The sequence below is a fragment of the Ruegeria sp. L12 genome (assembly GCF_056531745.1).
Genome location: NZ_JBQFMH010000021.1, coordinates 1 through 20,718, shown reverse-complemented (window position 1 = coordinate 20,718; position 20,718 = coordinate 1). Strand labels below are relative to the sequence as shown.

At 59.9% G+C, this 20,718-nt stretch carries 19 protein-coding genes; 10 read left to right on the top strand and 9 right to left on the bottom strand.

Features of this window, described 5'->3' with window-relative positions:
• The first annotated feature begins 32 nt into the window (after positions 1-32).
• From ACR0K9_RS19995 to ACR0K9_RS19975, 5 genes are all read left to right on the top strand, one after another.
• Positions 33-947, top strand: coding sequence for a Hint domain-containing protein (locus tag ACR0K9_RS19995; protein WP_480825768.1), 915 nt, complete (start codon positions 33-35; stop codon positions 945-947).
• Positions 948-985: 38 nt separating this feature from the next.
• A complete protein-coding gene (mtgA, locus tag ACR0K9_RS19990; RefSeq protein WP_480825766.1) occupies positions 986-1,726 on the top strand; it encodes a monofunctional biosynthetic peptidoglycan transglycosylase in 741 nt (246 codons plus the stop codon).
• Between the two features lie 59 nt (positions 1,727-1,785).
• On the top strand, positions 1,786-2,451 hold the full coding sequence (fzlA, locus tag ACR0K9_RS19985; protein WP_480535700.1) for an FtsZ-binding protein FzlA: 666 nt from the start codon (positions 1,786-1,788) through the stop codon (positions 2,449-2,451).
• A gap of 79 nt (positions 2,452-2,530) precedes the next feature.
• Positions 2,531-3,568, top strand: coding sequence for a tRNA epoxyqueuosine(34) reductase QueG (gene queG / locus ACR0K9_RS19980; RefSeq protein ID WP_480825764.1), 1,038 nt, complete (start codon positions 2,531-2,533; stop codon positions 3,566-3,568).
• Positions 3,569-3,630: 62 nt separating this feature from the next.
• Positions 3,631-5,634: a hydantoinase/oxoprolinase family protein gene (locus ACR0K9_RS19975; RefSeq protein WP_480825762.1), complete on the top strand. Its 2,004-nt coding sequence runs from the start codon at positions 3,631-3,633 to the stop codon at positions 5,632-5,634.
• Positions 5,635-5,658: 24 nt separating this feature from the next.
• Here ACR0K9_RS19975 and msrA read toward each other — a convergent pair whose 3' ends face one another.
• From msrA to ACR0K9_RS19940, 7 genes are all read right to left on the bottom strand, one after another.
• On the bottom strand, positions 5,659-6,171 hold the full coding sequence (msrA, locus tag ACR0K9_RS19970) for a peptide-methionine (S)-S-oxide reductase MsrA (RefSeq protein ID WP_480825760.1): 513 nt from the start codon (positions 6,169-6,171) through the stop codon (positions 5,659-5,661).
• On the bottom strand, positions 6,168-6,617 hold the full coding sequence (msrB, locus tag ACR0K9_RS19965; protein WP_480535695.1) for a peptide-methionine (R)-S-oxide reductase MsrB: 450 nt from the start codon (positions 6,615-6,617) through the stop codon (positions 6,168-6,170). Before msrB ends, msrA begins: the two co-directional genes overlap by 4 nt.
• Positions 6,618-6,709: 92 nt before the next feature.
• The gene (locus ACR0K9_RS19960) at positions 6,710-7,588 is read right to left on the bottom strand and encodes a DMT family transporter (RefSeq protein ID WP_480825758.1); all 879 of its coding nucleotides are present in this window, start codon (positions 7,586-7,588) and stop codon (positions 6,710-6,712) included.
• A 111-nt stretch (positions 7,589-7,699) separates the two neighbouring features.
• Positions 7,700-7,987: an HU family DNA-binding protein gene (locus ACR0K9_RS19955; RefSeq protein WP_480535693.1), complete on the bottom strand. Its 288-nt coding sequence runs from the start codon at positions 7,985-7,987 to the stop codon at positions 7,700-7,702.
• A 130-nt stretch (positions 7,988-8,117) separates the two neighbouring features.
• Positions 8,118-9,581, bottom strand: coding sequence for an AMP nucleosidase (locus ACR0K9_RS19950; protein ID WP_480535692.1), 1,464 nt, complete (start codon positions 9,579-9,581; stop codon positions 8,118-8,120).
• A complete protein-coding gene (gene ade / locus ACR0K9_RS19945) occupies positions 9,578-11,380 on the bottom strand; it encodes an adenine deaminase (RefSeq protein ID WP_480825756.1) in 1,803 nt (600 codons plus the stop codon). The genes ACR0K9_RS19950 and ade overlap by 4 nt, the downstream gene beginning before the upstream one ends.
• 167 nt (positions 11,381-11,547) lie before the next feature.
• Positions 11,548-12,423, bottom strand: a complete 876-nt coding sequence (locus tag ACR0K9_RS19940) for a LysR family transcriptional regulator (protein WP_480825755.1) — start codon at positions 12,421-12,423, stop codon at positions 11,548-11,550.
• A gap of 113 nt (positions 12,424-12,536) precedes the next feature.
• Between ACR0K9_RS19940 and ACR0K9_RS19935 the strand changes: the two genes are divergently transcribed.
• A complete protein-coding gene (locus ACR0K9_RS19935) occupies positions 12,537-13,292 on the top strand; it encodes a class II aldolase and adducin N-terminal domain-containing protein (RefSeq protein ID WP_480825753.1) in 756 nt (251 codons plus the stop codon).
• A gap of 79 nt (positions 13,293-13,371) precedes the next feature.
• Positions 13,372-14,364, top strand: coding sequence for a sterol desaturase family protein (locus ACR0K9_RS19930; RefSeq protein ID WP_480825751.1), 993 nt, complete (start codon positions 13,372-13,374; stop codon positions 14,362-14,364).
• A gap of 18 nt (positions 14,365-14,382) precedes the next feature.
• Here ACR0K9_RS19930 and ACR0K9_RS19925 read toward each other — a convergent pair whose 3' ends face one another.
• The gene (locus ACR0K9_RS19925) at positions 14,383-15,015 is read right to left on the bottom strand and encodes a class I SAM-dependent DNA methyltransferase (RefSeq protein WP_480825749.1); all 633 of its coding nucleotides are present in this window, start codon (positions 15,013-15,015) and stop codon (positions 14,383-14,385) included.
• A gap of 87 nt (positions 15,016-15,102) precedes the next feature.
• Here ACR0K9_RS19925 and ACR0K9_RS19920 point away from each other — a divergent pair, with 87 nt between their 5' ends.
• Both ACR0K9_RS19920 and ACR0K9_RS19915 read left to right on the top strand, forming a co-directional pair.
• Complete coding sequence (locus ACR0K9_RS19920; RefSeq protein WP_480825747.1) at positions 15,103-15,945, top strand: SDR family oxidoreductase; 843 nt, start codon at positions 15,103-15,105, stop codon at positions 15,943-15,945.
• Positions 15,946-16,014: 69 nt separating this feature from the next.
• The gene (locus tag ACR0K9_RS19915) at positions 16,015-16,998 is read left to right on the top strand and encodes a glycosyltransferase (RefSeq protein ID WP_480825745.1); all 984 of its coding nucleotides are present in this window, start codon (positions 16,015-16,017) and stop codon (positions 16,996-16,998) included.
• Here ACR0K9_RS19915 and ACR0K9_RS19910 read toward each other — a convergent pair.
• Complete coding sequence (locus ACR0K9_RS19910; protein WP_480825743.1) at positions 16,995-17,777, bottom strand: aldolase/citrate lyase family protein; 783 nt, start codon at positions 17,775-17,777, stop codon at positions 16,995-16,997. The genes ACR0K9_RS19915 and ACR0K9_RS19910 overlap by 4 nt on opposite strands.
• A 384-nt stretch (positions 17,778-18,161) precedes the next feature.
• On the opposite strand from ACR0K9_RS19910, the gene katG reads away from it, so the two are divergent.
• A complete protein-coding gene (gene katG / locus ACR0K9_RS19905) occupies positions 18,162-20,363 on the top strand; it encodes a catalase/peroxidase HPI (RefSeq protein ID WP_480825741.1) in 2,202 nt (733 codons plus the stop codon).
• Positions 20,364-20,718: the final 355 nt, after the last annotated feature.

Sequence of the window (20,718 nt, the reverse complement as noted above, 5' to 3'; positions counted from 1 at the left end):
GCCTGTAGATATGAGTGAAGTGGAGTTGTTGGATGCCAACGACCTATACAGATCAGTTTTATTCCTTCGACCCGGCAAACCCGCCACCTGTCGGAACCGCGATAACCGTCGACAGTTTCGACTTTGTTGATTTTGACGACGACGATGAGATCGACGCGCCAAGCGGGGATACAGTAAACGGTCAGGATGTGACGGCGTCCTGGCCAGGTGATACGGTGACCATCAACGTGGCTGGTGTTGGGAATGTTACCTATACAGGAACGACGTTTTATCTTGCAGATGGAACCCGGGTGTTTACGCCGACCGATGGCCAGGTCCTTCAACCTGGAACGCTTGTCTCAACAACTTTCGTGAACACGCAGGGACCGCTGGACGTTGGTACACTGGGGCCGCCTTGTTTTACCCCAGGAACCCTGATCGACACCCCGGAAGGCCCGCGTCTGATCGAAGACCTCAAGCCTGGGGATCTGGTGACAACCGCTGACAGCGGCGCCAAGCCCTTACTTTGGATTGGTCGCAAAACAGTGGCCGCAATCGGAAAACTTGCGCCGATCCGGTTCGAGGCCGGTATGTTTGGCCTGACGCGACCGTTGCTGGTGTCGCCTCAGCACCGGATGCTGATCGATGATTGGCGCGCATCGTATCTGTATGGGCACGCCGAAGTGCTGATCGCAGCGCATTGTCTGGTGAACGGGACCACTGTGACGCGGGTTGAAGGCGGAGAAGTCGAGTATATCCACTTGCTGTTCCGACGGCATGAGATCGTTATTGCGAACGGTGCCAAAAGCGAAAGCTACTATCCCGCCCACGCGGTTTCGCGGTCGGAACGTGAAACGCAGGCTGAGGTACTTTCACTGTTCCCCGAGTTGCAGGCCCGCGGGGCCGTTGCAGCCAAAACTGCACGTCCGGTGATTCGGCCGCGCGATGGTCGGCTGATGGCGAAATAATCCGTTTCAAATACGCCGGTCGCGGCGTATAGCAGGGCATGGCAAAAAAAGCAGGCCGCAAGACAGGCGGTAAGAAAAAGCAGGCATCCAGGAGCAACAGAATAACCGGCGCAATCGCATGGCTTCGGCGCTGGGCGTTGCGTGCTGTTCTGGCAGTGGTTGCGGTTTTCGCGGCTTTGGTGGTGCTCTACTCGGTCGTGAACCCTCCGATCACGCACACGATCTGGTCCGAATGGCGGCGGCTGGGGAAGGTCGAGCGTGCATGGGTCCCGATCGAAGAGATTGCGCCCGTCATGGCAAGGTCGGTTGTGGCCGCCGAGGACGCCAATTACTGCCTGCACTGGGGCTTTGACGTCGAGGCGATCCGGGATGCGCTGGAGGATGGCGGTAATCGCGGTGCCTCAACCATCACGCAGCAGGTGGTTAAGAACGTGTTCCTGTGGCAAGGGCGCAGCTGGGTGCGCAAGGCATTGGAGACGTCGATGACCCCTGTGGTTGAGCTGGTCTGGAGCAAGCAGCGCATTCTTGAGGTCTATCTGAATGTCGCTGAAACCGGACAGGGCGTCTTTGGGGTCGAGGCGGCGGCGCAGAAATTCTATGGCGTGAGCGCCGCGAAGATGTCGCCCGTTCAGGCGGCGCGTCTGGCGGCGATACTGCCATCCCCGCGCAACCGGTCGGTCACGGATCCGTCGGTGCGGACACGCAGGCGCGCGGCCTCGATCATGGACGGGGCGGCCACCATCCGCGCAGATGGACGCGCCGATTGTTTCGAGGATTGAAACCCCGCCCCGTCAGCGGCTAAAGCTGAGGGATATTCTACTGGTTTGAATGGAAGTCCATGGCGCGTCTGTTTCACGTTCCCCTCTCACCCTATTGCCGCAAAGTTCGCCTGTCTCTGGCCGAAAAGAAGATCGAGGTGGAGCTGGTCGAAGAACGATATTGGGAACAGGACCCGGATTTTCTGCGCCGCAACCCGGCTGGCAAGGTCCCGGTGCTGCGACTGGATGGTCAGATCATGGCCGAGAGTGCAGCAATTTGCGAATATATCGAAGAGACCCGTCCCGAACCGCCCCTGATGCCCAAGAAGCCTGAAGCGCGGTATGAAGTCCGGCGTCTGGTGGGGTGGTTTGATGATAAATTTCATCACGAGGTGACCTCGAAGCTGCTGTATGAGCGGGTCAACAAAAAGGTGACCGGGCAGGGCTATCCGGACAGCAAGAACGTCAAGGCCGGCGCAAAGGCGATCAAGTATCATCTGGATTACATGGCCTGGCTGCTGGACCATCGCCGCTGGCTGGCAGGGGATCAGATGACATTGGCCGATTTTGCCGCTGCGGCGCATTTGTCGGCGCTGGATTATATCTCGGACGTGGATTGGAATCGCAGTGCGGCGGTGAAGGACTGGTACGCCAAGATCAAATCCCGACCGGCGTTTCGGTCGATTCTGGCGGATCAGGTTCCGGGGTTCCGGCCGCCGCCGCATTACGCCGATCTGGATTTCTGATAGGGTAGTGGCAAAAGGGGGGCTGTCTGCCCCCCCATCGCGCATGGGCGCGATTCCCCCCGAGGATATTTTGAGCCAGATGAAGAGCGGATCGGAACTGAAAGAACGGTTGGTGGCGCAAGCTCTGTCCGAAGGGTTTGTGGCCTGCCGGGTATGTCGTCCGTGGGATGTGCCTCAGGTGCCTGAGCGTTTGGATGCGTTTCTGGAGGCCGGATATCACGGCCAAATGGGGTGGATGGCCGAGCGGAGCCATTGGCGCGGCGATCCATCTGTGTTGTGGCCAGAGGCGCGGTCGGTGATCATGCTGGCCGAGAGCTATGCGCCAGAACATGATCCGACAGAGGTGTTGGCGCATCCCGGGCTGGGTGCGATTTCAGTCTATGCGCAGAACAAGGATTATCATGATCTGGTCAAGAAGCGCCTGAAGCGTCTGGCCCGGTGGCTGATTGCCGTGGCCGGAGGTGAGGTGAAGGTATTCGTCGACACCGCGCCGGTGCCAGAAAAGGCTTTGGGGCAGGCCGCCGGTTTGGGTTGGCAGGGCAAGCATACCAATCTGGTGAGCCAGGATTGGGGGAATTGGTCCTTTTTAGGGTCTGTTTTTTCGACATTGGACCTGCCCGATGACAGGGCCGGGATCGACCATTGCGGATCGTGCAAAGCGTGTTTGACCGCCTGTCCGACCGATGCATTCCCAGCGCCCTATCAGTTGGATGCGCGGCGTTGCATTTCCTATCTGACCATCGAACACAAAGGTCCGGTGGATGAAGAATTGCGGGCGCTGATGGGCAATCGGATCTATGGCTGCGATGACTGCCTTGCCGCCTGCCCCTGGAACAAGTTTGCGGTTGCGGCCAGCGATCTTCGCTATGCGGCGCGGGAAGAGTTGAAAGCGCCGCGGCTGGCAGAACTGGCACAGCTGGATGATACCGCTTTCCGGGCGATGTTCTCGGGGTCGCCAATCAAACGGATTGGACGGGATCGGTTTGTGCGGAACGTGCTTTACGCGATCGGAAACTCCGCGCTGCCCGATTTGCTGCCGGTTGCGCAAGGGCTGACCGATGATCCCGATCCTGCTGTTGCCGATGCGGCGCGATGGGCCGTGTTCAGGTTGTCGTAAACGGGCTGGACGCGCCGTAGGAAAACGCTACACCCGGTTCTGGCGAACAGATGGAGGACCCGATGGCGTTGGCTTTGGGGGTAGATACGGGTGGAACCTATACGGATGCGGTGCTGATCCGGGATGAACGCGAGGTGATCGCCTCGGCCAAATCTCTGACCACGCGGGCGGATCTGGCGATTGGGGTTGGTCGGGCAGTTTCTGCGGTGCTGGAAACGACTGAGGTTTCGCCGGATCAGATCGGCATGGCGTCCTTGTCGACCACTCTGGCCACTAACGCTCTTGTCGAGGGACAGGGCGGGCGCGTGGGGCTGATTTATGTCGGGTTTCGGGAAAGTGATCTGGAAAAGCATGGGCTGAAGGACGCTTTGAAAGGTGATCCGGCCTTGGTGCTGGCTGGCGGGCACAATCATGCAGGCGGTCAGGTGGCAGAGTTGGATATTCCGGCGTTGGAGGCCTTTTTAGACTCTCATAAAGGTATTTCCGGTTATGCGGTCGCCGCACAGTTTGCCACCAGGAACCCGGCGCATGAATTAGAAGTGGCCCGTGTGATTGCTGAGCGGACGGGTGTTCCGGTGACCTGCTCGCATCACCTGTCGGCCAAGCTGAACGGGCCGAAGCGGGCGGTTACGGCTGTGTTGAACGCGCGATTGATTGGGATGATCGACCGGCTGATTGGGCGGGCACAGGATCAGTTGCACGCGCAGGGTATTACCGCACCGATGATGGTGGTGCGCGGCGACGGCGCGCTGATGAGCGCCGAACAGGCGCGGGAGCGACCTATCGAAACGATTCTGAGTGGCCCCGCAGCCTCGATCGTCGGCGCGCGCTGGTTGACCGAGACCGAGAATGCGCTGGTCTCCGATATTGGGGGCACGACCACCGATGTGGCGCTGATTCGGGATGGGAAACCTGCGATTGACCCGGCTGGCGCGCAGGTTGGCGGCTTCCGAACCATGGTTGAGGCAGTGGCGATGCGCACACATGGACTGGGTGGTGACAGTCAGGTGCATGTGGTGACCGAAGGTTTGGGCGGCGGTGTCTTTCTCGGACCGCGCCGGGTGTTGCCTGTGTCGCTGATTGCGGCCGAGGCCCCGGATGCGGTGCATGCCGCGCTGGATGAGCAGTTGCGCGCCACAACGGTCGGAGAACATGATACACGATTTGCCCGCCGCGTGCCGGGTATCCCTGCCGACGGGGTCGGGCCGCGCGAATCCGTATTGCTGGACAGGTTGGGGGACCGCGTGTTGCCCCTTGACCGGTTGCTGCAGACTCGGATGGAACATGGGGCGCTGAACCGTCTGGTAGATCGCGGGATCGTGCAGGTGTCGGGTGTGACACCCTCGGATGCCAGCCATGTGCTGGGGCGGCTTGAAGACTGGGACAGCTCGGCTGCGCATAAGGCTTTGGAACTGGTTGCGCGCAAGCGGGTCGGATCGGGGGATCGGTTGGCGCAGTCGCCCGAAGCGTTAGCTCAAGTCATTGTCAATCAGTTGACAGAACAGACCGCTTTGACCTTGTTAGAGACTGCTTTTGCCGAGGAAAGCGACGGGTTTGGCCTGCCTGCCAAAGAACTTGCGCGGCATGTTCTGACCCAGCGCGGGTTGGCAAAACATCGTGGACTGGTGGCGATGGATGCGGCGCTGAATGTGGATGTGGTGGGTCTTGGGGCCTCGGCGCCCAGCTATTACCCGGCGGTGGGAAAGCGGCTGCATTGCAACATGATTCTGCCGGAACATGCCGGCGTCGCCAATGCCATCGGTGCGGTTGTCGGACGTTTGACCCTGCGGCGGACCGGTTCCGTTACCTCTCCGGCCGAAGGGCGATTTCGGGTGCATCTGGAAGAAGGGCCGCAGGATTTCTCGGATTCAAACTCTGCCCTGCAATTGCTGGAAGAGGTGTTGCGCGCCGAGGCTGAAGGCGCCGTGCGTGAAGCGGGCGCCGAAGATATTCGCGTGACTGTGGACCGCGACCTGCGCACCGCCAAGGTCGAGGCGCAAGAGGTGTTTGTCGAAGCGCTGATCACTGTTGAGGCCAGCGGCAGACCCCGGGTCGCGGTCGGGTAGCCCCTTGCAGGGCTACCGCTGCATCTATTCAGCCGCGCTGGAACGCTTGGGCAGCACCCAGTCCGGGCGTGGGAAGTGGCAGGTATAGCCGTTCGGGATGCGTTCCAGATAGTCCTGATGCTCAGGCTCGGCTTCCCAGAAATCACCGACCGGTTCGACCTCGGTTACGACCTTGCCCGGCCAGATGCCGCTGGCGTTCACATCGGCAAAGGTGTCTTCGGCAACCTGTCTCTGGACATCGTCCACGTAGTAGATGGCCGAGCGATAGCTCATGCCGCGGTCATTGCCCTGGCGGTTTGGGGTGGTGGGGTCGTGGATCTGGAAGAAGAACTCCAGCAGATCGCGATAGGTGATCCGGGACGGGTCAAACCAGATCTCGATCCCCTCGGCATGTGTACCATGGTTGCGATAGGTCGCATTGGGCACGTCACCGCCGGTATAGCCGACGCGGGTGCGTGAGACGCCCGGCAGCTTGCGGATCAGGTCCTGCATACCCCAAAAGCAGCCCCCGGCCAGAACGGCGCGTTCATCGGTCATCGGATTTCCTCCAAATGGATCAGATATTCGCCATAGCCTTCGGCCTCCATCTCGTCGCGATGGATGAACCGCAGCGAGGCGGAATTGATGCAATACCGTAGCCCACCATGTTCGCGCGGGCCATCGGGGAACACGTGGCCCAGATGGCTGTCCCCGTGTTTCGAGCGTACCTCGGTCCGGATCATGCCATGGGTGGTGTCGCGGAATTCTTCCACATGTTCATGGATGATGGGTTTGGTGAAACTGGGCCAGCCGCAGCCTGATTCGTACTTATGCGTCGAGGCAAACAGCGGCTCACCCGAGACGATATCCACGTAGATGCCCGGTTCCTTGTTGTTCAGCAGCTTTCCGGTGCCCGGACGTTCTGTGCCGCTGCGCTGGGTTACGTGGAACTCTTCCGGCGACAGGGCGGCGATGGCGTCGGGGTCCTTGGTATAGCGGGACATGGCTCCTCCGATTCTTATGGTTCGGCCTAGTAAATGGGGTTCTTTCGGCGAAAGCAAAGGCTTGTTACGCCGGCTCGCGCAGACGTGCGCGCTCAGGCCGGTTTGACAGCAGGTTGGCGTGACAGCTGCACAGCCAGAATGCCCAAAGTGGTGATCAGAACTCCGATCGCATCCAGCGGGCCTAGCTTTTCGCCCAGCAAGAGGGCGGCAATGGTGACGCCAAAAACGGGGTTGAGAAAGTGGAAGGTTGCGGCCCGAATAGGTCCGATGCGGTCCAGCAACAAGAACCAGATCAACGTAGCCAGCAGACCGGGGAACAGGGTCGTATAGGTAAATGCCAGCGCGAAGGGCAGGGTGGGACGGATATAAATCGTCTCGAACACAGGGGCCGCAAGGAAGAGAACCGCTGAGCCCACCAGCATTTGCAGGCCGACCACCATCATGAAATTTCCGCCCGACGTTGCCCCGCGCACCGCCAGTGTCGCAAAGGTTAGCGCCAATGCACCGATCCCGCAGAGCAGGACGCCAAACAGATCAACGCCCGCGCTGATCCGGCTGCTCATGATCAAGGCGACGCCGACAAACCCCGCCAGCAACCCGAGGATGCCCAAGGGGCGCAACCGCTCGCGCAGCAGCAGCCACCCGGCCAGCGCGACCAGCAGCGGCATGGTCGAGGCGATGATCGCAGCCACCGAAGCTTCGACTGTTTGCATGGCATAGAAATTCAGACCCAAATACAGGGCATTTTGGCAAATCCCGAACAGGATCGTTGCGCGCCACTGCGGTCGTGTCAGGTTCCAGGTTTGCCCCATGACGCGTGCAATCGCCACGCCCAGCAGCCCCGAAATCAGGAATCGCAGCGCCAGCGAAAACAGGGGCGAGGCATCGGCCACAATGATGCGGGCAGAGGTGAAGGCCGAAGACCAGATCAGGGCAAAAACAAGCCCCATGGCGATGGCGCGCAGATCCAAATCGGCCTCCTGTTTATATCCGGGCGACTGTCACCGGTTTTGGCCCCAACCGCAAGGAAAAGGGGCCGCCCGATGGCGACCCCCTCGATCTTGTGATCTGTCCTCGGCGGATTAGCCGTTGACGCTGTCTTTCAGAGCTTTCGCAATGGTCATCTTGACCACCTTGTCGGCTTCTTTCTTGAACTGCTCGCCGGTGGCGGGGTTGCGCACCATGCGCTCGGGGCGCTCGCGGCAGTAGATTTTGCCAACACCGGGCAGGGTGACGGCGCCACCGGCGGAAACTTCGCGGGTGATCAGGCCGGTCATGGCCTCCAGTGCGGAATTCGCGGATTTCTTGTCAGTTCCCATTTCCTCAGCGAGAGCAGCCACCAGCTGAGTCTTTGTCATAGGCTTTGCCATTTCTTGGTCTCCTTAACGTGCCCGATAGATAGGGCCTCACCGCGTAACTGTAACGGGATATTGTGGGCGAACACAACGAATAGTAGCGTTGAAAACCCTAAAAATAGGGGGAAAACGTTGCTTTTTTGCTTCAGAGAAAGGCCGTTTCGTCGAAGGAACGCAATTTCCGGCTGTGCAGGCGTTCCAGCGGCATACCGCGCAGATGCTCCATCGCCCGTATTCCGATCGCCAGATGGCGGCTGACCTGTGTTGTATAGAACGCCGAGGCCATGCCGGGAAGCTTCAATTCGCCGTGCAGGGGCTTGTCCGAAACACATAGCAACGTGCCGTAAGGGACCCGGAACCGATAGCCGTTGGCTGCAATCGTTGCACTTTCCATATCCAGTGCAATCGCGCGCGACTGGCTGAGGCGTTGTACCGGGCCGGACTGGTCGCGCAATTCCCAGTTGCGGTTGTCGACCGAGGCGACGGTGCCGGTGCGCATGATCCGTTTCAACTCATATCCCGCAAGTTCGGTGACCTCGGCCACGGCCTGTTCCAGTGCCACCTGAATCTCGGCCAGTGGCGGGATTGGCACCCAGACCGGCAGATCGTCGTCCAGCACCTTGTCTTCGCGCAGATAGGCATGGGCCAGGACGAAATCACCCAGCGCCTGCGTGTTTCGCAAACCCGCGCAGTGACCCACCATCAGCCAGGCATGGGGGCGCAGTACCGCGATATGGTCTGTTGCGGTTTTGGCATTCGACGGCCCCACACCGATATTGACCAGCGTGATCCCCGACCCATCCGCGCGTTTCAGGTGATAGGTCGGCATCTGCGGCAGTTTCAGCGGCTGTTCAAGGACGCCATCCGGGTCGGTGATCTCGGCATTCCCGGTCGAGACAAAGCTGGTATAGCCGCTCTCGGGATCTGCCAGTTGCGCCCGGGCGTAGTTTTCAAACTCCGAGACATAGAACTGGTAGTTGGTGAACAGCACGTGGTTCTGGAAGTGGTTCGGATCGGTCGCCGTATAATGTGACAGCCGCGCCAGCGAGTAATCCACCCGTTGCGCTGTGAACAGGGCCAGCGGGCCAATCTCGTCCTCGGTATCGTACACGCCATTGACGATGTCGTCATTGGTGGTGGTCAGATCCGGCACGTCGAACACATCGCGCAGGGTGAACCCGGCAGCTCCCTGATGCGGCACGATAAGATCGGGGTTGTTGGCCACTGCAAAATGCACCGGGATCGGCGTATCCGAAGCTCCGATTGTCACCGGCTGATCGTGGTTCTTGATCAACAGCGCGATTTGCTGGGTCAGATAAGACCGGAACAGATCGGGCCGCGTGACGGTGGTGACATGAGTTCCGGGCTCGGACACATGTCCAAAACTCAGACGGCTGTCGACCTGTGCATAGGACGCCGTTTTGATGCGAATTTCCGGGTAATAGGCTCTGAATCGCTCGGCCGGGGCGTCTCCCTCCATGGCCTTGGCAAAGCTGTCGCACAGGAACCTGGTCGCCAGATCATAGAGCTGTTCAAGGCGGGCGACGGCTGCGACGGGATCGGTGAATTTTTCAGGTGTTGGAACGTCGGGTGTTCTTATGATTGTCATGCAAGGGGTTCCAGAAGGTCAATCTTTTCAAATGTGCGCACGTCCACCAACCCAAGGTCCGAGATCCGCAATTCAGGGATCACCACGAGGGCCAGAAGAGAGTGCTGCATATAGGCGTTGTTCAACTGACAGCCGCAGGCCTGCATCGCCGCAACCATCTGTTCCGCCTTGGCGGCAACCTCGGTGGCAGGGCTGTCGGACATCAGGCCGGCAATGGGCAGTTCCACCAAAGCCAGTTCTTCACCGTCGCGGAATATAGTAATGCCACCACCCACTTCGGCCAAACGATTGGCGGCCAAGGCCATCTGTTCGCGATTGGTGCCGACAACGATCATGTGGTGGCTGTCATGCGCCACGGTCGAGGCCATGGCCATCCTGCCTTCATATCCGAAGCCCGAAACAAAGGCATTCGTAACCCCGCCCGTCGCCCGGTGCCGCTCGACCAGCGCAATCTGGCATACGTCGCCTTCCCCTTCGACCAGACCGCCGATGATGGGCAACTCGGCCTTCAGGGCCTTGGTAGGGGCCTGATTTTCCACCACGCCGATGACATTGGCCTGAACCCGGTTGGCCCCGGCGGGGGCATTGATCTGAAAATCCGTTTCCGTCAGAGAGTGGCCAAGATGCACGGTGTTGCGGGCTGAGTCGGGCCAATCCAGGTGCGGGCAATCTACGGTGATCACGCCGTTCTCGGCCACGACCTGACCGCGCGCAATCACCACCTCGATGGGCAATTCAGACAGATCAGAGCTTAGGATCACATCCGCACGCCGCCCCGGCGTGATTGAGCCGATCTCACGTTCAAGCCCGAAATGGGTGGCGGTGTTGATCGTGGCCATCTGCAGCGCGACCAGGGGATCGCAACCGCACGCGATGGCGTGGCGCACGACCCGGTTCATGTGGCCGTCATTCACCAGCGTGCCGGAATGGCAATCATCCGTGCATAGGATAAAGCCACGCGGATCCAGCCCCTTCTCGGTCACTGCGGTGATCTGGCTTTCCACATCGTACCAGGCCGAACCCAGCCGCATCATCGACCGCATGCCCTGCCTGACCCGTGCGATGGCGTCGGCTTCGCAGGTGCCCTCATGATCATCTGCGGGACCGCCTGCCACATATGCAGCAAAATCAGACCCTAAATCAGGCGAAGCATAGTGTCCGCCCACGGTTTTGCCCGCCCGTTGGGTTGCCGCGATTTCGGCCAGCATCTTCGGATCGCCATGGATCACACCGGGGAAATTCATCATCTCCCCCAGCCCGACGATGCCGGGCCAGCTCATCGCCTCGGCCACATCTTCAGGGGTGATCTCATAGCCCGTCGTTTCAAGCCCCGGCGCCGATGGCGCGCAAGAGGGCATCTGCGTGAAGATATTCACCGGCTGCATCAGCGCCTCGTCATGCATCATCCGCACACCGTCCAGCCCCAGCACATTGGCAATCTCATGCGGATCTGTGAACATCGAGGTCGTGCCATGCGGGGTCACGGCGCGGGCGAATTCGGCAGGCGTCAGCATCCCCGATTCAATATGCATGTGTCCGTCGCACAGGCCGGGGATCATAAAGCGGCCCTTCGCCTCGATGACCTGTGTATCGGGGCCGGTGCAATGCGCGGCGTCAGGCCCGACATAGGCCACACGCCCGGCAGCGATCGCCACATCATGATCCGGCAGCAATTCACGCGTATGCACATTCACCCAGGTTCCGCCACGGATGACCATATCGGCGGCCTCGCGGCCAGCAGCAACGGCGATGAGACGGGGGGCGGTATCGGGCCAGATTGGGAAAGTCTTATGTTCCATGGCCCAACTTTCCCGAATGCGGCGGAAGGTGCAACCCCTGCCAGCCGGGTATCATAAAATCATCACAAACCGAATTTCAGGATTGATTGCAGCGCGTCAGCGCTGCCACGCCCAACCAGAGGAGATGCCCCGGCAGGGGCCTCGACGATGGGCGGGAGCACGCTGCCTTATGCCTGAACATCTGCCGCAATCTCGGCCCGCAACCACTCGGCAAAGGCGATGGCGCCGGGGTTTTCTTCAGCCTGAGGTGAAAGCAACAGGTAATACGCCTCTGGCATTTCGGCGCGGTGAGAGAACGGGGCGATCAGCCTGCCTTGTTCGATCAGATGTTGCGCGATGGTGTCGTGGGCCAGACACAGCCCTCCGCCTGCCATGGCGATGGACATGCTGACCAGATAGGTTGTCGCATAGGTAATCTGTGGTTTCCCCCATTTTAGGCCCTGTTCTTCGGCCCAGTTTCCCCAGTTCGACAGCAAATTCGAGCAATCGAACAAAGGCTGTTGCTGCAGATCACCCATCGATACCGGGAAATCCGGCGCGCAGACCGGATAGTAATGATCCGTTCGCAACAATTCGGTCCGCACAGTATCAGCAGGGCGCAGGGAATAGCGGATTTCAACCGCCGCTCCCTGGGCCATTTCGCGTGGCTCCCAGAGCTCGGTGAAGATGCTCAGATGCACCTCGGGATGCTGTGCGCGAAACCGGGGCAGACGGGGTGACAGCCAATTGACTGCAAAGCTGATGTTGCTTTGTACCTGCACGGTATTTTGCTGCGCGCCCGTCACCGCCTGAGTACCACGCACAAGCGTTCGAAACGCTTCGCGCACGACCGGCAGATAGGTGATGCCTGCCTCGGTCAGTTCCAGCGCGCGGGGACGGCGCCGGAACAAGGGCTGCCCCAGATACCCTTCCAGCGATTTGATCTGCTGGCTGACCGCGCTCTGGGTCATGTTCAGATCGCGCGCGGCACCGGTAAAGGAAAGGTGTCTGGCTGCGGCCTCGAACGTGCGCAGCCAACCCAACGGAGGAAGCTGTTTCTGCATCTGCATAACTTTGCCATTAGTTCAGCTAATGCAATAGGCGCGTTTTTTTCGTTGGTCAAACCGTCGCCGAGCAGGCACGATTTTCCGAACCTCTTCCCTTTAAGGAGCCCGACATGAGCGTCACCAACCTGCGCCCCAATATGGATCACTGGCCTGAACGCGTCGACATGGCGGCCGCCTTTCGCTGGACCGAGCGGCTGAACATGCATGAGGGTGTGGCCAATCATTTCAGCCTTGCTGTGAATCCCGAAGGCACGCAGTTCCTGATGAATGCCAACCAGATGCATTTCTCGCGCGTCAAGGCGTCGAACCTGCTGTTGCTGGATGCCAATGACGCCGGGGTGATGGATCAGCCGGGCGCGCCGGACCCAACGGCCTGGGGGTTGCATGGCTCGATCCATCGTCATTGCCCTCATGCGCGTTGCGTCATGCATGTGCATTCGATCTTTGCCACGGTGCTGGCGTCGCTGGCGGACAGCACCCTGCCGCCGATCGATCAGAACACCGCCACGTTCTACAACCGATATGTCATCGATGAAGAGTTCGGAGGGCTGGCGTTTGAAAGCGAAGGTGAACGCTGTGCCTCGATGCTGTCTGACCCGAAGAAAAAGGTGATGATCATGGGCAATCACGGGGTTCTGGTGATCGGCGACAGCCCCGCAGATGCCTTTAACAGGCTCTATTATTTCGAACGGGCAGCGGAAACCTATATCCGCGCGCTTCAAACAGGGCAGCCGCTGCGCGTGTTGTCCGATGAGATCGCCGAGAAAACGGCGCAAGAGCTGGATGACTACCCCGGACAGGCCGAGGCGCACCTGCGCGAGATCAAGTCCGTTCTGGATGCCGAAGGCTCGGACTACGCCACCTGATCAAAGGCTGAACCCTCAGACGTTCATCCCTGAGCGGAGGTCTCTCCGCTCGGCCCACTGATACATAGGAAATTCTGACGTGACCGATAATCCTCAGATGCAAGACATGAGCCGCGAGTGGAATTACCACCCGGAGTTGCCCCTGCATAACCCGTCCATTTTCCAGTGGCCGCCGCGCCCGGTCTATCTGGCGGGGTGGCTGGCCCGCAACTGGCTGACGCTCAGTGAACGGGTGCTGATGCTGGGTCTCGCCGTACTGCTTTGGGCCGTCTTTTACCCGCCGCTGGCAGAGGCGCAGAGCTTTGCCTTTGGGTGGATCTTCCGGATCTGGCTGGTGAACTTTGTCATGATCTTTGCGGTGGCCGGTGGGTTGCACTGGTATTTCTACATGCGCAAGGCGCAGGGAAAGAAGCTGAAGTTCGAACGGCGCGATCAGGGCAAGAACAACAAGCTTTGGGATTTCAGCGATCAGGTGCTGGACAATATGTTCTGGTCGCTGAGTTCAGGCGTATTGCAACTGACGGGGTTTCAGGCGGTCACCATGTGGCTGATGGCCAACGGCTACGCTCCGGTCATTACCTTTGCCGAGAACCCGGTTTGGTTTCTCCTGTGGCTCGTCCTGATCCCGATGTGGTCGGCCTTTCACTTCTATTGGGTGCACCGCCTGCTGCATCAGCCATTTCTGTACAGGAAGGTTCACAGCCTGCACCACCGGAACGTGAATATTGGCCCCTGGTCCGGATTCTCGATGCACCCGGTCGAGCATTTCTTCTACCTGACCACCCTGTGCATTCATTGGATCGTGCCTTCGCATCCGATCCACCTGTATTTTCACATCGTGTTTCAGGGTCCGGGTGCGGCGATGACCCATACAGGGTACGAAGACCTGCTGATCAAGGACAAAAAGCGGCTGGCGCTGGGCACTTTCTATCACCAGCTTCATCACCGGTATTACGAATGTAACTATGGCAATCAGGAAATGCCGTGGGACCGCTGGTTCGGTACCTTCCACGATGGCTCATCCGAGGCGACTGCAGAGACCCGCGCGCGGAAGAAGCGGATGTTCGGATAATTCTGCGATGGCGGGATGCTAGCGGCGTTCGAACAGGGCGATGAAGGCTGTATCGTTCTGGTTCGGGCCCGCGGCCAGCTCGCCGTAGATTCGAACCTCGGGCAGAGACAGGTTGATGATCCGATCCTCTTCCAGATGCCGGAAAGCCTCGGCAAACCCCATCGTTTCAAAGTGTTTTGCGTTGATCGACAGGGCAAATTGCGCTCCGGGGCGGGCGACGCGCAGCAGGGCGGGCAGCACCTCGGGGCCCAGATGGCCGTGGGTGAAGGTGCCCGAGGAGACGACGCCCGCATAGCTTTCGCGCGGGACCGGAAGGCCATCGTTCAGGTCGGCTTCGATCGCATCGCGATAAATATCCTTGCGCATCGCCTGATCCAGCATTTCGCCGCTGATATCGGTGGCATCGATCGGCCCAACGCCCAACCCGGCCAGAATGCCGCCGCACAGCCCGGTACCCGCTCCGACGTCCAGAACCGGGCCTTGCCCTCCGGCGCCGACAAAGGCGCGGGCCGTGTGGATGTACAACTGGTAATCTTCCAGCGCGGCAAACCCGTCATCGTAATCCCCTGCCCATTCCGCATAGAGGCGCTTGTTGTCCTCGGGTGTTTTCAACGCGTAAGCGGCGCGCAGGTTTGGGGTTTTGTCACTCATACATCAATGAATGCGCATCTCAGGATTCGAATCAAGTGCGTCCATCCGGCGCTTGCATCCCCGCGGCGGGCGGACCATCAAAGGGGCATGACACACTGTTTATTCTCCTTCGGTCACGGCTATTCGGCCCGCGCCATGTCGAAACAGCTTGACCCGAAAGCCTGGCGCGTCATCGGGACCACGCGAGATGACAGCCAGCTTGGGACGATCCGTGCCTCTGGCGCAGAACCACGTGTCTGGCCCGGAGAGACGCCCGATCTGGACGGCGTAACCCATCTGCTGATCTCTACCGCGCCCAACGCCGGCGGAGACCCGGTGCTGGCGCAGCTTGGCGATGAAATAGCGGCCCGCGCCGGACAGTTTCAATGGGTCGGGTATTTGTCGACAACGGCGGTCTATGGCGACCATCAGGGTGACTGGGTGGACGAAACGACACCCGCCTCCCCCACGGCCGAACGCGGCCGCTGGCGCATGCTGGCCGAGAACCAGTGGGCCCAGATTCCCGGCCTGCCGCTGCACATATTCCGGCTGGCGGGGATTTACGGGCCGGGGCGGGGGCCGTTTTCAAAGCTCAAACGCGGTGGCCTGCGGCGTATCATCAAGCCGGGGCAGGTGTTTTCGCGTATCCATGTGGATGACATCGCGCAGGTTCTGATCGCTTCGATGGCGCGGCCCAATCCGGGGGCGATTTATAACGTCTGCGATGATGAGCCGGTCCCGCCGCAGGACGTCATTGGCTATGCCGCTGAGTTACAGGGTCTGCCGATGCCGCCCGCCGTGTCTTTCGATGAGGCTGATCTGACTCCGATGGCGCGCAGTTTCTACAATGAAAACAAGCGTGTCCGGAATGATCGGATCAAATCCGAACTAGGCGTCTCGCTGCTCTATCCCAACTACCGCGTCGGGTTGGAGGCTTTGATGCAGCAGTAGCAGCACAATACGGTTGCGACCGGGCGCTGAACCTTGTCAACAAAGCGCCGCGGGTTGTAAGGGGGTCCGATGGATGACCGCTCTGCCCACCTCAAGATCACCGTGTCGACGCTAACCCGTCAGCGTCCCGAGATGCTGGCGGCGCTGATCCAAAGCTGGGGAGAGATGGTCCTGCCGCCGGATTGTTCCGTCCGCTGTCTGGTGGTCGAGAATGACGCTGCGCCCAACAGTGAATCCACTGTTCGAGCAGCGGGTGAGTTCCTGCCCAACGGCGCTGCGCTGGATTATGTGCTGGAAGCCGAACCCGGAATTCCGTTTGGGCGCAACCGCGCTGCGCGCGAAGCGCTGGCGCAGGGGGCCGATCTGCTGTGCTTTGTAGATGATGACGAGGTCGTGGCCCCCGATTGGCTGGAGCGTCTGGTCGCCGGGTACCGGACAAGCGCGGCGGTTTTGCTGGGCGCTCCGCTTCGGGCTGCGGGGCCGTCAGGTGAGGAAACCGCGGTGCAACGGTTGATGCTGCGCAATATCAGCAATCGCTATCTCGACAAGGAACGCGCCGCAGCCAGGAAGGCCAGCCTGAATGACACGGGCGGGGTGACCATCGTTACCAACAACTGGTTGGGCGAAACGCGACTGTTCAGTGAAACCGGTCTGTGGTTCGACGAGGCCATGCGCATGACCGGCGGTACGGATGCCAAGTTTTATGCTGAAACAGTGGCGGCCGGATTGCCGGTGGGCTGGGTCGCGGACGCGTTTGTGTACGAAACCATTCCACCGGCAAGGCTGTCATTCTGGTATCAGGCCGCGCGCGGGCGGGATCAGGCCAACACCCATATGCGGCGTAAACTGGATCAGAAACCAGTGCGTGCCTTGATCGGGTTTCTCAGTGCTCCGTTCCGGTTGGTGACGCTGTTGGTGTTGATGCTGCTGTTCCCGTTTCAGCCGGACCGACGACTGATCCAGATCGCCCGCACCGCCGGTTGGCTGGTGGGCGTTCTGGGCATTCCGTTCGGGTATAAATCAGCGCTGTATAAGAAAGTAAGCGGACATTAGCCCCCAAGCAGGCGTTTGCGTGCATCGTCCGACTCGGACCGCATCGCATTGGCAAACAGAATCACATCAATCGCCGTAGCCAGGAAGGTCACGCCCAGCTCAGCGCAGCGTTTCTGCATATTCGGATCAAGGGTCAGGATGCCTGCCGCTTTGCCAGCTTTCACAATTCGGTTCAGCGCATCCATGATGGCGGCGTCCACATCGGGGTGATCGGCATTGCCGATATGGCCCAGATCGGCGGCCAGGTCTGCAGGTCCGATGAAAACCCCGTCCACACCATCGACCGCCAGAATATCGTCCAGCGCGGCAAGTCCGGCGCGGTTTTCGACCTGTACCAGCAGGCAAATCTGGTCATCCGCAGTCTGCAGATAATCAGGAATGGCCGAGAATTTCGAGACCCGCGCAAGCCCCGCGCCCACACCCCGCGCGCCGTTTGGCGGGTAGGTCACGGCGCGGACAAGTTCGCGGGCCTGTTCAGCGCTTTCGACCATCGGGATCAGCAACGTTTGCGCGCCTGCATCCAACACCTGCTTGATCATCCAGGTTTCACCTATCGGCAGGCGGACCGCCGCATGCGCATCCGAGGCCTGAATGATCTGCAACTGCCCGAGGATCGAGCGCAGGTCATTGGGCGCGTGTTCGCCATCTATCAACAGCCAGTCGAAACGGGCGGTTGCCGCGATCTCGGCAGCATATGTGTCGGCCAAACCCAGCCAGCAGCCCAATTGCAGGCGTCTATCCTTGAGAGCTTGCTTGAAGGTATTTGTCGGTGCTGGCATCGATCTCTCTCCTTTATGCTATAGCGGTGTAGAGATTTCCGCCGCCTGCCTCAACGCATGTTTCCTTCAGACCCGAGATCGTGTCGGCCCAGGAACTATTAAAGTGGGGCTGCGATGATGCTGTTTTGCTTGAAAGCGATAGGTTTTGGTTATTAAAATCATCTAAAAACAAAACTTATTTGCATGGCGCAGATTTGCTACATCTACGCCAAGACAGAAAAGATTGAGTCGTTAATGCAATTTTCCAGAAAGAAGGCAGGGCAGACCGGCAAAACGCTGCGCGATGCCCGGACCGGGGAAGCCCGCAAAGACACACATGACCCCTGTTTCTCGTACCAGAGTTAACCGCGCGACGCACACTTACAGCCAGGACTGGAGATCGATATGGACGGAAGTGATACCCCCAACACGGGCAAATGCCCGGTAATGCATGGCGCCGAGGCCCGGACCAACCGGGATTGGTGGCCGAACCAACTGAACCTTTCGATCCTCCATCAGCACGGGGCCGCCTCGAACCCGATGGGTGAAGCATTCGATTACGCGGAAGCGTTCAAATCGCTCGACCTGAAAGCGCTGAAGGATGACCTTTACGCGCTGATGACCGACTCGCAGGATTGGTGGCCTGCGGATTATGGTCACTATGGCGGTCTGTTCATCCGCATGGCCTGGCACGCAGCCGGCACCTATCGGACGGCGGATGGCCGTGGCGGTGCGTCGACCGGTAACCAGCGTTTCGCGCCGTTGAACAGCTGGCCGGATAACGGCAACCTGGACAAGGCGCGTCGTCTGCTGTGGCCGATCAAGCAGAAATACGGCAACCAGATCTCCTGGGCTGACCTGTATATTCTGGCGGGCAACTGCGCCATCGAATCCATGGGCGGCAAGACTTTTGGCTTCTCGGGTGGCCGCGAAGATATCTGGGCGCCTGAGGAAGACATTTATTGGGGGGCCGAGACCGATTGGCTGGCGCCGACCGACAACCCGCACAGCCGCTATTCGGGCGAACGTGATCTGGAAAACCCGCTGGCCGCCGTGCAAATGGGCCTGATCTATGTGAACCCCGAAGGCCCCGATGGTGAGCCGAACGTATTGGCATCGGGCCGCGACATCCGCGACACGTTTGGCCGGATGGCCATGAATGACGAGGAAACGGTGGCTCTGGTCGCCGGTGGTCACACCTTCGGAAAGGCGCACGGTGCGGGCGATCCGGCTCTGGTCGGTCCCGAACCCGAAGCTGCCCCGATCGAGGCGATGGGCTTTGGCTGGATCAACGAATTCGGCAGCGGCAAGGGTGACGACACCACGACCTCGGGGATCGAGGGCGCATGGACAGCGAACCCGATCAAATGGGATAACGGCTATTTCGACCTGCTGTTCGGCTATGACTGGAACCTGACCAAAAGCCCCTCGGGCGCGTGGATCTGGGAGCCGGTCGGCGTAAAAGACGAAGACATGGCCCCGGCGGCGCATGATCCGTCCAGGAAGGTCAAAACCATGATGACCACCGCCGACATGGCGATGCGCATGGACCCGATCTATGGCCCGATCTCGAAACGCTTCCACGAAAACCCGGAAGAGTTCGCCGATGCCTTCGCCCGCGCCTGGTTCAAGCTGACTCACCGTGATATGGGCCCCCGCGCCCGCTATCTGGGTGCCGAGGCCCCCAGCGAAGAGCTGCTGTGGCAGGACAACGTTCCGGCCGTGGATCATGAACTGATTGACGATGCAGATGCGGCGGATCTGAAATCCAAGATTCTCGCAACCGGGCTTTCGGTCTCTGAACTCGTTTCGACCGCATGGGCTTCGGCCTCGACCTTCCGTGGATCGGATATGCGTGGCGGTGCCAACGGTGCCCGGTTACGTCTTGCCCCGCAGAAAGACTGGGATGTCAACGAACCGCTGAAACTGTCCAAAGCGCTGGAGGCGCTGGAAGGCGTTCAAACAGCGTTCAACGCTGCGCAGTCCGGCGGCAAAAAGGTGTCGCTGGCCGATGTCATCGTCCTGGGTGGCGCGGCGGCCATCGAACAGGCTGCCAAAGCTGCGGGCCACGAGGTGGATGTGCCTTTCGCTCCGGGCCGCACCGATGCCTCGCAAGAGCAGACGGATGTCGCGTCTTTCGCGGTGATGGAACCCATTGCCGACGGTTTCCGCAATTACCTGCGCAAGGAATACTCGGTCCCGGCCGAGGCCCTGCTGGTGGACAAGGCACAACTGCTGACGCTTTCGGCGCCGGAAATGACGGCGCTTGTCGGAGGGATGCGCGTGTTGGGTGCGAACTTCGGCGGCACGTCTCATGGTGTGCTCACGGACCGGGTCGGAACCCTCAGCACCGATTTCTTCGTGAACCTGCTGGATATGAGCACTGAATGGAAACCGTCCGGTGACGGAGTCTATGAAGGTCGCGATCGCAGCAGTGGAGAGGTGAAGTGGACCGGCACCCGTGTCGATCTGGTCTTCGGCTCGAATTCGCAGCTGCGGGCACTGGCCGAGGTCTATGGTCAGGACGATGCGGGCGGTAAGTTTGTCTGCGACTTCGTCTCGGCCTGGAACAAGGTGATGAATGCGGATCGTTTTGATCTGAGCTGATCGCCCCGCCACTCACAGATTGACGCCGCTTTGGGAAACCTTGGCGGCGTTTTTCACGTCCGAGTCTGCGAGGCAGAACACGATTCCACCTGATTGTCCGGTCTTGAGCGATTCAAGGGGGCCATCAGCAGCCTCTGGGGGTGGGTGAAAGCCTGAATTATTAAGGTAACCCTTTGTTTTTATTAACACTGAGAAGAAACTGACCGGAAAATTGAAGTTTTTTCAAAATGGGGGTTGCAGGTCCCAGACCTAATCCGTAAATACCCCTTCACCGGCGCTGCTGAGGCGGTGCTGACGGGTCGGAGAGACGGCCTGACGGACTGGAAAGACGGTTGAGACGCATCGGAGAGACGGT